The following is an 11,360-nucleotide window of genomic DNA, read 5'->3' as shown; positions in this document are numbered from 1 at the left end:
TGCGAGGGGCATATCGGGCCGGAACGATAGCTGTTCCGGCCCGAAAAATGCTTAGCTTTCAGCGGCTTCTTCAGCGGCTGGGGCCTCATCTGCGGGGGCTTCTTCTGCCGGAGCTGCGGCGGCCTCTGCGGCGGCGGCTGCCTTGGCGGCTTTCTCTTCGGCGCGGTCCTGGGCTTTTTTGCCGGGGAGGCCTTTTTTGAGGTTGGCGCGTTCTTTTTTCTCCAGAACACCGGCGGCTTCGAGCATCCGCGAGACGCGGTCTGTGGCCTGGGCACCTTCGCCGAGCCAGTATTGGATGCGCTCAAGGTTGAGCTTTACGCGCTCTTCGCTGTCTTTGGGCAAAAGCGGGTTGTAGGTGCCGAGCTTCTCGATGAAGCGGCCGTCGCGGGGCATACGGCTGTCAGCCGCAACAACGCGGTAAAAGGGGCGCTTTTTTGAGCCGCCGCGGGCGAGACGAATTTTCATGGCCATGGTGTTTTCTCCTTAAATGGCATGGCAGGCATGTGCCTGTTATTCTTGATGTTTTTGGTGGTGCTGAATGACTTCAGCGATGATGAAGTTGAGAAACTTCTTGGCAAATTCGGGGTCCAGATCGGCCCGTTTTGCCAAATCTTCAAGCCGTGCAATCTGGGCCGTTTCGCGGGCCGGATCAGACGGGGGAAGGGCGTGTTCGGCTTTGAGCTTGCCCACCGATTGGGTGTGCTTGAAGCGCTCGCCGAGCGTGTAAACGAGAATGGCATCGAGGCGGTCAATGCTCTCGCGGTGCTCTTTGAGAAGGGCCGCGGCGCGGGTTACAGCATCTGTCATTTTGCCTCTCCCAAACAGCCTAAAGGGGGGGGTGAAAAGCGTGCACAGGGCGTGCACAAAGCGTGCACCGGCTGAACGGCTTTTGTTACCAGAGCGTTAACGCCAAAAATGCGAGTCACCTCAGTCAAGGGCCCATCCTTTCGGTTTGAACAGCGGGTCAGCGTAGTGGCTGATTTCCATTTCGATCCCATGCGAGAGCTGTGTGCCGTCGAGCTGCGCGGGTGAAGGGTGGCGGTAGACGGCATCAGAGCCGTCAATGCTGCCGGCCTCAAGATCGCGCTTGGCGCCGAGGCGCTCGGCAAGACGGATGCTATCAAGATTCTTCGGGTCCAGATAGCTCACGGCTGTCTCCCAGCCCTGCTCTTTGTAATAGTATTTGCGCGCCGCATGGGTGGCCTCGAGCGCGTAGCCCTTGCCAGCCTTGTCGGGCCAGATGATCCAGGCTATTTCGGCTTCAGGCCATTTGGCGGGTTTCCAGCCACCGGCCATGCCGTAGGTTTCATCGGTTTCCTTGTCGTGGATCATCCACATGCCATAGCCGCGAATATTCCAATGGCCGATCTCGGCGGCGTAGAGCATCCAGGCTTCATAAGCGTTGAGCGGGCCGCCCATGAAGCGCGAGCGGTAGCTTGAAAAGGTGGCTTTGAAGTCGGGATAATCTTCGGCTTCCGGGCCGCGCAGCACGAGGCGCTTGGTTTCCAGAACGGGAATGTTTGCTGTGTGCATTATGCGTAGGCCTCCAGTCCGCCGTTGACGAGCGCTTCCGGCGCGGGGTGGCGCCAGACTTCGGTTTGGCCGAATTTCGGGTGCGCGTAGTGATAGTCAAATGCTGCGCCAAGACGTGTGGCGACAGCCTTGCTGGGGGCGTTGTCTGGTGCGATCAGGCTGATGGCCGTGTCCCAGCCGAGCACATCATAGGCGTGGGCGCGCGCGGCTTCGCCTGCTTCGGTTGCATAGCCTTTGCCCGTGGCGTGTGGCATCAGCGTCCAGCCGACTTCGCGCTCAGGCCAGCCGAGCGGGTTCCAGAGGCCGACACGGCCTAAGTATGTGCCTGTCTCTTTGTCATCGACAGCCCAGAAGCCGTAGCCGCGCATAACCCAGTGGCCCAAGATTCCGCCAATGGCGCGCCATGCTTCATCAGGGCGCAATGGCCCGCCAACGAACTTTGACGCATCCGAGGCCCAGAACGCAAACTCCTGCTCTGCGTCGGCCTCACAGGGGGCGCGCAGAACAAGGCGTTCGGTTTCTAGTGTGGGAATGGCGAGGTTGAGCATGGGTTACTTCTTTTTCCCAAAGCCGGAGAGGCCCGAAGGCAGGCCCATGCCGCCGCCGAGGCCGGGCAGGCCACCGGGCAGTTTGCCGCTGGCGCCAAGCTGTTTGGCGGCGGCTTCCATGGCGGCCGGGTCCATGCCCTGGCCAAGCTCGGCGGGCAGGCCGCCTTTGCCGCCGAACATGCCTTTCATGGCCTGTTTGAGCATCCCGCCTTTGCCCTTGCCCAGCTTTTTCATCATGTCCGACATCTGGCGGTGCATCTTCAAGAGCTTGTTGAGCTCGGACACTTCCAGACCCGCGCCTTTTGCGATGCGCTTTTTGCGCGAGGCCTGAAGGATTTGCGGGTTGGCGCGCTCGCGTTTTGTCATGGATTGCACCAGGGCGATTTGGCGTTTGATGATCTTGTCGTCAAAGCCGGCATCCTGCACCTGTTTGGCCATTTTGCCCATGCCGGGCATCATGCTCATCACGCCTTCCATACCGCCCATCTTTTGCATCTGCTCAAGCTGCATCTTCAGGTCGTTCATATTGAACTGACCTTTCTGGAAGCGCTTCATCATGCGTTCGGCCTGTTCGGCCTCGATGGTCTCTTGGGCTTTTTCGACGAGGGCGACGATATCGCCCATGCCGAGGATGCGGCCTGCGATGCGCTCGGGCTCGAAGGTTTCCAGCGCGTCCATCTTTTCGCCGAGGCCGACAAAGCGGATGGGCTTGCCTGTAACCGCGCGCATGGAGAGGGCCGCGCCGCCGCGCCCGTCGCCATCCATACGGGTGAGGACGACGCCGCTGATGCCGATCTTGGCGTCAAATTCCTCGGCCACCTCGACGGCGACTTGCCCTGTGAGGCCATCGACGACCAGAAGCGTCTCGCGCGGGTTGACCACGGCGGCCACATCGGCCACCTCTTTCATCAGAACTTCGTCGATCTGAAGGCGGCCTGCGGTGTCGAGCATATAGACATCATAGCCGCCGAGCGCCGCCTGTTGCTTGGCGCGCTTGGCAATGTCGACCGGGCTTTGGCCTGCGACGATGGGCAGGGTATCCACACCGATCTGCGTGCCGAGGATGGCGAGCTGGTCCATCGCGGCGGGGCGATAGATATCGAGCGAGGCCATGAGGACTTTCTTGCCCTCTTTTTCCTTCAGGCGCTTGGCGAGCTTGCCTGTTGTGGTGGTTTTGCCGCCGCCTTGCAGGCCGACCATGAGGATCGGGGCGGGGGGATTGTCGATCTTGAGCGTGCCCGGGTCTTCCGCACCGCGCAGGGTCTCGACGAGGGCGTCGTGCACGATCTTGACGACCTGCTGGCCCGGTGTCACCGATTTGGTGACAGCCTGGCCTGTGGCCTGCTCTTGCACCTTCTTGACGAATTCGCGGGCCACGGGGAGCGAGACATCGGCCTCAAGCAGCGCGACACGGACTTCGCGCAGGGCTGTTTTGACATCGTCCTCGGAGAGCGCGCCTTGCTTGGTGAGGCGCTCGAAAACACCAGAGAGGCGTTCGGACAGGTTTTCAAACATTCCGTTGGCTCCTTTGCGCCGCGGTTTGGCCCGTCAGACAGAGCGGGCCGCTCAATGACAATGCGCCCCCGTGGGCGACACTCGCTGACGGGGGGCGATCTCGACAGGCGAGACCGGAAGATCTGGTGCTTCCGTATATTGAGGGCTGCTTTACGCCTTTGCGGGCGGCGGGTCAAGCGCGGGGCTGTGGAGGCATGTCGGGGCTTTGCGCGGAGGGCTACTTTTTTGCCACAATCAGGCGTTGCAGTGAAAAAGGCCGACAAAGCCCTTGCTGATTGGGGGGGGGGACGTTAGTTTCGAGGGGCTAGTAGCATTTTAACGAGGATCCTAATATGAAAACTGTAGCAAAGTTTGCCGCTATCGCTCTGATCGCAGCCCCTACATTTGCCGCCGCAGGCAGCAACGACACCGCCGTCATGGAATCAGATGTGTTTGTTGACACGACACCTGTTGCAGGCAGCTCAGCTGGCTCGATGGGCTCAGCGGGTTCAGGCGCGGGTATGGCGGCTGCGGCTCTGGTTGCTTTGGCGATTGCAGCAGCAAGCGGCACCTAAGCCTTTCTAAAACAAAAGATTTCAGCGTCAGCTTGGTTGCGTCTCTTTGTGGGAGGTGCGGCAGGGCTGGCGCTGAAGTTGTTTTTGGGGTTGGCCGTTGAAAAGAGTGCGCCCTGAAACGCGCCCTGAAACGCCCTGTGCGATGCCCCCTGCAACTGCCCCGCATGGCAGGGAGCGTGTGGGCGCGGCCCGGCTGTTGGCTTGCGAGCCTGCGCGCCTGTCGGCTTAGGTGATTGCAATGGCTGATTCGTGCGTTAGGGTCGGCACAAGCGAAATGCACGGGATGGGCCGCCTTATGGACAACTGGGACGAGATCAAAACGGCCTATCATGTGGCGAAAGAGGGCACTGTGAGCCGTGCGGCGGAGAGTCTGGGCATTCATCACGCCACGGTGATACGCCATATTGACGCATTGGAAGCGCGGTTGCGGGCAAAGCTGTTCCAGCGCCATGCGCGCGGATACACGCCGACAGAGGCAGGGCTTGAGCTGTTGCGCGTGGGCCAGGCGACGGCGGAGCAGTTTTCTCAGCTGCAAGCGTTGATACATGGCACCAGCACAGCTGTGAGCGGTGAGCTGGTTGTGACCTCGCTGGGCGAGATTGCACCAAGGGTGGTGCCGCTTCTGAAAGAGTTTCAGGATATGCACGAGGGGCTCAGCCTGCGCTATCTGGCTGGCTCACGGGTGTATCGGCTGGAATATGGGGAAGCTCATATTGCCATTCGGGCTGCGGCCCAGAAACCGGAAGAGCCGGACAATGTGGTGCAGCCGCTTTGCGACGCTGCGGTGAGCCTTTATGCCTCCCAGAGCTATATTGCAGCGCATGGCCGTCCGGCGGGGCTTGATGATCTGGCCGGGCACCGTTTTGTGGGCAGTGCCGAGCCGGACGCGGGCGCACCCTACTACAAGTGGTTGGAAGAAACGGTGGCGCAGAGCCAGATCGTGTTTCGCGCCGGCGATTTTCAGATCGCCAATGCGGCTGTGCGGGCCGGGGCCGGGCTTGGCTTTTTATCGGATGGCGCCGAGGCGGTCTGGCCCGAGCTTGTGAAGATAGCTGGCCCCGTCGACAGCTGGGGCGCGCGGCTCTGGCTTGTGAGCCACATGGATTTGCACCGCACCGCCAAGGTGCAGGCTGTCGCCGCGTTTCTCAAGGAGCGGTTGCGCACCGTTTAGGAGCGTTCGGGCAGCTCGCGCGCCAAGAAACGCTCAAAGGCCTCAAGGTTGACCGGATCAAACTGGCCGAACCCCTGCATCCAGACAGAGGCCGCCTTGAGCGCGTCGGGCTCAAGCTTGCACCACTTCACCCGGCCGCGCTTTTCCTGGGAGATCAGCCCGGCCCGGGTGAGCAGGCCGAGATGTTTTGAGACCGCTGCGAGACTCATGTCGAAGGGCTCGGCGACATCTGTGACGGCCATGTCATCTTCCAGCAGCATCGTGAGGATGGCGCGGCGGGTTGGATCGGCCAGAGCGGCAAAGGTGAGATCGAGCGCTTGGGTCATGGCGTTATCTTGCGTCTGGCGCAGACGCCGTCAACCGTTTGATTGCGGCGCAGGTGTCTGAGCGGCGTGCCTGCGGCACACAGGATGTGCGCGCGCGGCGGCGCGGCGGTTGGGAGCCCCCGCACCGGCGGTGGCCGGGCGTGCGGCGCGTTCAGGTATTTTTGACCAGAAGAAGGGCCCGGGGGGCGCCTGTTTGCCGGCGGTGGCGCCCGTGCTGCGGTGAAGATCAACCTTTTGGTTGAATGAGCTTCGCGCCGCTTTTTGGCCCTTGCGGGGCCGATGGGTGGGGGCGTGCGGGGGAGGGCGCTGGGGCGGTTGGATTTATTTTTGTTTAGGTTCAGTGGGTTACTGAAGCCTTTTTGCCGCGCGCAGGCGGCTTGACTCATGGCGCGCCGCGCTCTAGCTAGGCGGCAACTGTCCATGGGGGCTTTTGACGTGTCAGGACCAGACGACCAGGACCAGCTGAGCGCGCTTGATGCGCGCATCAAGGCGGTCAAGGCGGCGCAGGCACCCAAAGACCACATGGATGAGCACTACTCTCAAGCGCAGCTGGCGTGGCGGATGGTGATCGAGCTGGTGGCCGGTTTGGGCCTTGGCTTTGGCATCGGATATGGGCTCGACTGGGCCTTTGGGACTCTCCCGGTATTCATGGTGCTGTTTACATTTATGGGCCTTGCGGCGGGTGTGAAGACGATGCTCCGCTCAGCGCAAGAGATCCAGCGGACACAGGAAGCGGCTCAGGCTGCGAGAGACGAAAAGGGTTAGTCATGGCGACTGAAGCACACGGCGCAGAAGAGGGTGGCCTCGTATTCCATCCGATGGACCAATTCATTGTGAAGCCGCTGTTTGGCGGTGAGCATATGGGTATGTTCACCTTCACCAATGCTTCGCTTTGGATGATGCTGGCGATTGTTGCGGTGATTGCGCTGATGGTTTTTGGAACCTCGCGCCGCGCGCGCATCCCCGGGCGGGCCCAATCGGTGGCTGAGCTGGCCTATGGTTTTGTCTACAAGATGGTGGAAGATGTTGCGGGCAAAGACGCTGTCGGCTTCTTCCCCTACATCATGACGCTGTTCATGTTCATTGTCTTTTCAAACTTCCTTGGCCTTCTGCCCATGTCCTTCACGCCGACCTCGCATTTTGCGGTGACGGTGGTGCTGGCGATGTTGGTCTTTCTGACCGTGACCATCGTGGGTTTTGTGAAGAACGGCACAAAGTTTCTTGGCCTGTTCTGGGTTTCAAGCGCGCCATTGGCGCTGCGCCCTGTGCTGGCGATTATTGAAATCATCTCATATTTCGTGCGCCCTGTGAGCCACTCTATCCGTCTTGCGGGTAACGTGATGGCGGGCCACGCGGTTATCAAGGTTTTTGCAGGCTTTGCGGCGATTGCCGTGATCAGCCCTGTGTCTGTGCTCGCCATTACGGCGATGTATGGTCTCGAAGTTCTCGTATCCTTTATTCAGGCATACGTTTTCACCATTCTGACCTGCGTGTATCTGAAAGATGCCCTGCATCCTTCACACTAAGGTTTGAAAGAAATCTAAACTTCCAATCGTAAGGAGAATTCACATGGAAGGCGATCTCGCACACATCGGCGCAGGCCTCGCGGCTATCGGTTCAGGCGCAGCGGCTATTGGTGTTGGCAACGTAGCAGGCAACTTCCTTGCCGGCGCATTGCGCAACCCATCAGCGGCGGCTTCACAAACAGCCACTCTCTTCATCGGTATCGCTTTTGCCGAAGCTCTGGGGATCTTCTCGTTCCTCGTCGCGCTTCTGCTGATGTTCGCCGTTTAACTTTTTCGGACAACGATCCTTACGGCCGGATGGGCGCCTAGCGCTCGTCCGGTGATCAGGCAAGTTCCCGAAGGAGGGCCCACATGGCGACCGAAACGCACGACGCCGCAGGCACAGCAGCCGACGCGGCCCCAGGTATGCCCCAGCTGGATTTTTCCACATGGGCGAACCAGATTTTTTGGCTCGTGGTCACGCTTGTCGTGATTTATCTTGTCTTGTCACGGGTTGCCTTGCCCCGCATTGCGGCGGTTCTGGCAGAGCGTCAGGGCACGATCACCAACGATATCGCGGCCGCGGAAGATCTCAAGCAGAAGGCTGTAGAGGCTGAGGCCGCTTACAACCAGGCGCTGGCAGATGCCCGCAGTGAAGCCAACAATATCATTGCCGCGACCAAGGCAGATATTCAAAAAGACCTCGACGTTGCTTTGGCCAAGGCTGATGCAGAGATTGCCGCGCAGACGGCCGAGGGCGAAAAAGCGATTGCAGCCATTCGTGAAGGCGCGCTTGAGAGCGTGAAAGCCGTTGCGAAAGACACTGCAAAAGAGCTTGTTGCTGCGATGGGTGGGACGGCTGATGCCAAGACCATTACCGCCGCTGTGACGGCACGGATGAAAGGGTAAGAAGATGCGGAAACTTTCAATTCTCCTCGCCCTGACAGCCGCCAGCCCTGCGCTGGCAGCCAGCAAGAACCCGTTTTCGGCTTACTTCTGGTCGCTGGGCAACACAGACCTGATTGTTGCGATTGCGTTCTTTGTTTTCATCGGGGTTTTGATTTATTTCAAAGTGCCTTCAATGATCGGTGGGATGCTTGATTCCCGCGCAGAGGGAATCAAGAGCGAGCTGGACGAGGCGCGCGCTTTGCGCGACGAAGCCCAGAGTGTTCTGGCCGATTACGAGCGCAAGCAAAAGCAGGTTCAGGAGCAGGCCAACCGCATTGTGGAAGCGGCCAAAGAAGAAGCGGCTGCGGCTGCGGCACAGGCCAAGGCCGATATTGAAGCCTCTGTTGCGCGCCGTTTGGCGGCTGCGAAGGACCGTTTGAACAGTGCGCAAGCCTCGGCTGTGAAAGAGGTGCGTGACACTGCGATTGTTGTGGCGGTGGCTGCGGCGCGTGATGTTGTGACCAAGCAGATGACAGCGGCCACAGGCAACAAGCTGATCGACGATGCGATTGCACAGGTTGACGCCAAGCTGCACTAAGGCAAGTTTACGAGACAAGTTTAGAAACCCGGCCCGTCGCGGCCGGGTTTTTCTTTTGGGCAGATCAATCTACCCGGTCGTGCAGAAAGCGCAGGCGGGCGATATCTTCGTTCTTGTCGGATTTGATCTGATCGGCCAGCGCGGCGTTGACAAAGTTGAGGTGGGTTTCAACTGCATGGCGCGCGCCTGACGGGTCGCGTTGTTGGAGCGCGGCGTTGATGGCGCGATGCTGCGCGAGCAGCTCCTCGCGGGTTGTGTTTTGCTGGAAAATCCGTGTGCGATTGTAAAAGACGCCTTGCTTGAGAAGATCAAAGATCGAGCGCATCATATGCAACATAACGACGTTGTTGCTGGCCTCGATGATGGACATGTGAAAGGCGGCGTCAAGCTCGGCTTCCTTCTGGGCGCCGGTGCGTTTGTCGGCGTTGGCCATGCGCTCGTAGGCTTGGTTGATCACCTTGAGGTCTGTTTCCGAGGCGAGACGGGCGGCGCGCTCGGCGGCGATCCCTTCCAGGTCGCGGCGGAAGGCCAGATAATCAAAGACCGCTTCCTCATGGGAGGAAAAAAGTTCGATCAGCGCATCTGAAAAGGCTGAACCGAGCACATCTGCAACATAGACGCCAGAGCCGGCCTTGCTGGCCAGCAAGCCCCGCTCCTGAAGCTCGCCAATGGCTTCACGCAGAGAGGGGCGGGAGACGTTGAGCTTCTCTGCCAGTTCGCGCTCTGCAGGCAGCCGCTCGCCCGGGCGCAGGATGCCGCGCAACACCAACTGCTCGATCTGGCGCACAACTGCGCGGCTGAGTTTTTCGGGCTGGACAGGTTGAAACGGCATGAAGGGCCCCTTTGGAATTGGTAAAACGATATTACCAAAGTAGGGGACTCGCAAGTCTTGGGCGCGGCCCTTTTTGTGTGGGCAGTTTCAAGTGGTTCGCGAAAATGCAACAGGCAGGCCATGGGGGCCTGCCTGTGACGGGGTGGTGAGCTGCGCTTATTCTGCGGCCACGGCGCTGGGCGCTGGGGCTTCGGAAAAATGCTGCTTGTTGAGGCGCAGGACCAACAAAATCATGAGGATTTGCGAGGCAAGCGCAATTGCGGTGATGCCCCAGTAGAGCGCGCCAAACTGGGCGATGACACCGGCTGCAACGAGGCCTTTGTTGACAAAGAAGTGCAACAGCACGGAGAAAGCAACGCCGGGGCAGACCAGCGCATAGGAGCCTGGTGAGGTTTTTGATCCAAAGACAAAGTCGCTGAAATATCCCTGACGGCGCAGCACTGTCAGGCCCAGCATGAGAAACAGCACCTGTAGGGCGATCATCTGAGACAACCAGACCATTGTGGCGCCGGCGTTGTCATGGGTTTGGAACGTGGTGTGCAACCCGTGGGCCTGACGCAAGAAGAGAATCGACAGGATGGTGACAATTGGCACGATGACCATCAGGGTTGGGCCGGCTTCGCGCGCGGTGCCGTGTTGCAACATGGAGCCGAAGGCGGTGATCAGCGCCACGACCGTATAGACCAGCGCTGCGATGGCGAAGAACGTGGAGATGACCAGAGAGATGGCGACGGTGGCCGGCATGAGAGACATGGCGGCAGGCGCTGAGAAGCCCACGCCGATCATGGCCAGTGCGAAGGCGGGCAAGAGCTGGGCAAAGCTGTTGTGGGAGGTGACGTCAAAGACGCCCCCTTCACTGAGCACGCGGCCCAGAAAATCGCCGATCAGGCGCAGGGCCCAAACCCCGAGCACGCCAAAGGCAACAAGCGCCAGCGGGAAGAGGTATTCGATGATCGTCCAGAGGCCGGGCACAAAGACCAGGCCGACAATAAACAAGGCGTTAACTGTCATGGCGGTGGCCAGCGGGGCGGCCAGCAGGGTTGTTTCGCCATTGGAGTTGCGCAAGGCTTTGTAGGCTTCTGTTTTTTGGAAGCGGGCCAAGGCGCTGTAGTTCCAGAGCAGGTATTTGACGTTCAAAAACGTCATGGCGGCGATGCCGATGACGGCAATGACGATACCGGCTTGCAGGGCGGCTGGGCCGTTTGTGAAGGCGGCGAAGATGTCTTCAAAGATCGGCACGGGGCGGCCGGGGTGGGGCACCCAGAACATCAGATACATGAAGAAGGTGACAGAGAGCCCGCCCGCGCCAAGCGCGGCGAGGAAATAAAGCGGGGAGTAGGTATCGGCGGGTTTGCGGGTCATTGGGTGATTCCTTGTATTCCGGTTTTGGAATATATAATACATTCCATTATTGGAATTCAAGGAAAAGCTTGTTTACCACATTTTAACCAAGCCGTGGGTAGGCTCGCGGCATGTATTATGTCTTGTTCATACTGGTTTTCTTGTTGGCCTGTGACACGCCCAGCCAGGCGTTTCGCGGGGTGGTTCCCCAGCGGGTCAGTATTGGAGACAGCATTTTTGACATTCGTGTGAAGGAGCAGCGGGCCGAGGCCCTGCGGCTGAACAGCGAATGGGCGCCGCGCCGTGCGGCTGTAGAGCCGCGCGCGCGGGCCGCTATTGAAAAGGCGTCGGGCTGCAAGGTGGCGCGAATCCGGGGCGATCCGGCCATGATCGTGGCCGATCTCAGCTGTGGCAGCACCCCTGCGCCCTTGCCTGTGCGCGGGCCCTTGGAGTGCGAGATGGACGGGAGGCCGCTGATTTCTGGTGGAGAGGTCTACATTGATATGAGCTGCGATTCGCCGTTTTGAAGGCTGGCCTGCGGGCCATTTG

16 protein-coding genes are annotated in these 11,360 nt (G+C 59.9%); 8 read left to right on the top strand and 8 right to left on the bottom strand.

Annotated features, from left to right (window positions below):
• Positions 1 to 51: 51 nt before the first annotated feature.
• The 5 genes from rpsP to ffh form a co-directional block, all read right to left on the bottom strand.
• On the bottom strand, positions 52 to 471 hold the full coding sequence (rpsP, locus tag Q0478_RS06330) for a 30S ribosomal protein S16 (RefSeq protein ID WP_298677258.1): 420 nt from the start codon (positions 469 to 471) through the stop codon (positions 52 to 54).
• Between the two features lie 39 nt (positions 472 to 510).
• Positions 511 to 807, bottom strand: a complete 297-nt coding sequence (locus Q0478_RS06325; protein WP_298677255.1) for a chorismate mutase — start codon at positions 805 to 807, stop codon at positions 511 to 513.
• Between the two features lie 120 nt (positions 808 to 927).
• On the bottom strand, positions 928 to 1,533 hold the full coding sequence (locus Q0478_RS06320; protein ID WP_298677253.1) for a GNAT family N-acetyltransferase: 606 nt from the start codon (positions 1,531 to 1,533) through the stop codon (positions 928 to 930).
• Positions 1,533 to 2,081: a GNAT family N-acetyltransferase gene (locus Q0478_RS06315; RefSeq protein ID WP_298677251.1), complete on the bottom strand. Its 549-nt coding sequence runs from the start codon at positions 2,079 to 2,081 to the stop codon at positions 1,533 to 1,535. Before Q0478_RS06315 ends, Q0478_RS06320 begins: the two co-directional genes overlap by 1 nt.
• A 3-nt stretch (positions 2,082 to 2,084) precedes the next feature.
• Positions 2,085 to 3,596, bottom strand: coding sequence for a signal recognition particle protein (gene ffh, locus Q0478_RS06310; RefSeq protein WP_298677249.1), 1,512 nt, complete (start codon positions 3,594 to 3,596; stop codon positions 2,085 to 2,087).
• Between the two features lie 332 nt (positions 3,597 to 3,928).
• Between ffh and Q0478_RS06305 the strand changes: the two genes are divergently transcribed.
• Complete coding sequence (locus Q0478_RS06305; RefSeq protein ID WP_298677248.1) at positions 3,929 to 4,150, top strand: hypothetical protein; 222 nt, start codon at positions 3,929 to 3,931, stop codon at positions 4,148 to 4,150.
• 238 nt (positions 4,151 to 4,388) lie between these two features.
• A complete protein-coding gene (locus tag Q0478_RS06300; protein ID WP_366914897.1) occupies positions 4,389 to 5,321 on the top strand; it encodes a LysR family transcriptional regulator in 933 nt (310 codons plus the stop codon).
• Here Q0478_RS06300 and Q0478_RS06295 read toward each other — a convergent pair.
• On the bottom strand, positions 5,318 to 5,647 hold the full coding sequence (locus tag Q0478_RS06295; protein WP_298677246.1) for a helix-turn-helix transcriptional regulator: 330 nt from the start codon (positions 5,645 to 5,647) through the stop codon (positions 5,318 to 5,320). The two genes, Q0478_RS06300 and Q0478_RS06295, sit on opposite strands and share 4 nt — an antisense overlap.
• A gap of 435 nt (positions 5,648 to 6,082) precedes the next feature.
• Between Q0478_RS06295 and Q0478_RS06290 the strand changes: the two genes are divergently transcribed.
• From Q0478_RS06290 to Q0478_RS06270, 5 genes are all read left to right on the top strand, one after another.
• Entirely contained in the window at positions 6,083 to 6,412 is a 330-nt protein-coding gene (locus Q0478_RS06290) for an AtpZ/AtpI family protein (protein WP_298677244.1), read from the top strand.
• A 2-nt stretch (positions 6,413 to 6,414) separates the two neighbouring features.
• Positions 6,415 to 7,173 carry a F0F1 ATP synthase subunit A gene (locus Q0478_RS06285; RefSeq protein ID WP_298677243.1) on the top strand — a complete coding sequence of 253 codons (759 nt, stop codon included), beginning with the start codon at positions 6,415 to 6,417 and terminating at the stop codon, positions 7,171 to 7,173.
• Between the two features lie 43 nt (positions 7,174 to 7,216).
• Complete coding sequence (locus tag Q0478_RS06280; RefSeq protein ID WP_089892297.1) at positions 7,217 to 7,441, top strand: F0F1 ATP synthase subunit C; 225 nt, start codon at positions 7,217 to 7,219, stop codon at positions 7,439 to 7,441.
• An 83-nt stretch (positions 7,442 to 7,524) separates the two neighbouring features.
• Positions 7,525 to 8,061, top strand: coding sequence for a F0F1 ATP synthase subunit B' (locus tag Q0478_RS06275; RefSeq protein WP_298677237.1), 537 nt, complete (start codon positions 7,525 to 7,527; stop codon positions 8,059 to 8,061).
• A 4-nt stretch (positions 8,062 to 8,065) separates the two neighbouring features.
• Positions 8,066 to 8,638 carry a F0F1 ATP synthase subunit B gene (locus Q0478_RS06270; protein ID WP_298677235.1) on the top strand — a complete coding sequence of 191 codons (573 nt, stop codon included), beginning with the start codon at positions 8,066 to 8,068 and terminating at the stop codon, positions 8,636 to 8,638.
• Between the two features lie 64 nt (positions 8,639 to 8,702).
• Here Q0478_RS06270 and Q0478_RS06265 read toward each other — a convergent pair whose 3' ends face one another.
• Both Q0478_RS06265 and Q0478_RS06260 read right to left on the bottom strand, forming a co-directional pair.
• Entirely contained in the window at positions 8,703 to 9,470 is a 768-nt protein-coding gene (locus Q0478_RS06265; RefSeq protein ID WP_298677233.1) for a FadR/GntR family transcriptional regulator, read from the bottom strand.
• A 156-nt stretch (positions 9,471 to 9,626) separates the two neighbouring features.
• Positions 9,627 to 10,832 carry a hypothetical protein gene (locus Q0478_RS06260; RefSeq protein ID WP_298677231.1) on the bottom strand — a complete coding sequence of 402 codons (1,206 nt, stop codon included), beginning with the start codon at positions 10,830 to 10,832 and terminating at the stop codon, positions 9,627 to 9,629.
• 110 nt (positions 10,833 to 10,942) lie between these two features.
• Between Q0478_RS06260 and Q0478_RS06255 the strand changes: the two genes are divergently transcribed.
• The gene (locus tag Q0478_RS06255; RefSeq protein ID WP_298677230.1) at positions 10,943 to 11,338 is read left to right on the top strand and encodes a hypothetical protein; all 396 of its coding nucleotides are present in this window, start codon (positions 10,943 to 10,945) and stop codon (positions 11,336 to 11,338) included.
• The last annotated feature ends 22 nt before the right edge of the window (positions 11,339 to 11,360 follow it).

Origin of the sequence: uncultured Lentibacter sp. (genome assembly GCF_937123735.1) — a bacterium.
In the GTDB taxonomy this organism is placed as follows: Bacteria; Pseudomonadota; Alphaproteobacteria; order Rhodobacterales; family Rhodobacteraceae; genus Lentibacter.
The sequence above is the reverse complement of the archived record's forward strand: the minus strand, read 5'-3'. Positions and strand labels throughout refer to the sequence as shown.

Bases quoted from the DNA above. Each gene is read 5' to 3' on its own strand.
- Q0478_RS06300 (WP_366914897.1), top strand. From the start codon at position 4,389: ATGGCTGATTCGTGCGTTAGGGTCGGCACAAGCGAAATGCACGGGATG.
- Q0478_RS06305 (WP_298677248.1), top strand. From the start codon at position 3,929: ATGAAAACTGTAGCAAAGTTTGCCGCTATCGCTCTGATCGCAGCCCCT.
- Q0478_RS06275 (WP_298677237.1), top strand. From the start codon at position 7,525: ATGGCGACCGAAACGCACGACGCCGCAGGCACAGCAGCCGACGCGGCC.
- Q0478_RS06265 (WP_298677233.1), bottom strand. From the start codon at position 9,470: ATGCCGTTTCAACCTGTCCAGCCCGAAAAACTCAGCCGCGCAGTTGTG.
- rpsP (WP_298677258.1), bottom strand. From the start codon at position 471: ATGGCCATGAAAATTCGTCTCGCCCGCGGCGGCTCAAAAAAGCGCCCC.
- Q0478_RS06320 (WP_298677253.1), bottom strand. From the start codon at position 1,533: ATGCACACAGCAAACATTCCCGTTCTGGAAACCAAGCGCCTCGTGCTG.
- Q0478_RS06270 (WP_298677235.1), top strand. From the start codon at position 8,066: ATGCGGAAACTTTCAATTCTCCTCGCCCTGACAGCCGCCAGCCCTGCG.
- Q0478_RS06325 (WP_298677255.1), bottom strand. From the start codon at position 807: ATGACAGATGCTGTAACCCGCGCCGCGGCCCTTCTCAAAGAGCACCGC.
- Q0478_RS06260 (WP_298677231.1), bottom strand. From the start codon at position 10,832: ATGACCCGCAAACCCGCCGATACCTACTCCCCGCTTTATTTCCTCGCC.
- Q0478_RS06255 (WP_298677230.1), top strand. From the start codon at position 10,943: ATGTATTATGTCTTGTTCATACTGGTTTTCTTGTTGGCCTGTGACACG.
- Q0478_RS06280 (WP_089892297.1), top strand. From the start codon at position 7,217: ATGGAAGGCGATCTCGCACACATCGGCGCAGGCCTCGCGGCTATCGGT.
- Q0478_RS06315 (WP_298677251.1), bottom strand. From the start codon at position 2,081: ATGCTCAACCTCGCCATTCCCACACTAGAAACCGAACGCCTTGTTCTG.
- Q0478_RS06285 (WP_298677243.1), top strand. From the start codon at position 6,415: ATGGCGACTGAAGCACACGGCGCAGAAGAGGGTGGCCTCGTATTCCAT.
- ffh (WP_298677249.1), bottom strand. From the start codon at position 3,596: ATGTTTGAAAACCTGTCCGAACGCCTCTCTGGTGTTTTCGAGCGCCTC.
- Q0478_RS06295 (WP_298677246.1), bottom strand. From the start codon at position 5,647: ATGACCCAAGCGCTCGATCTCACCTTTGCCGCTCTGGCCGATCCAACC.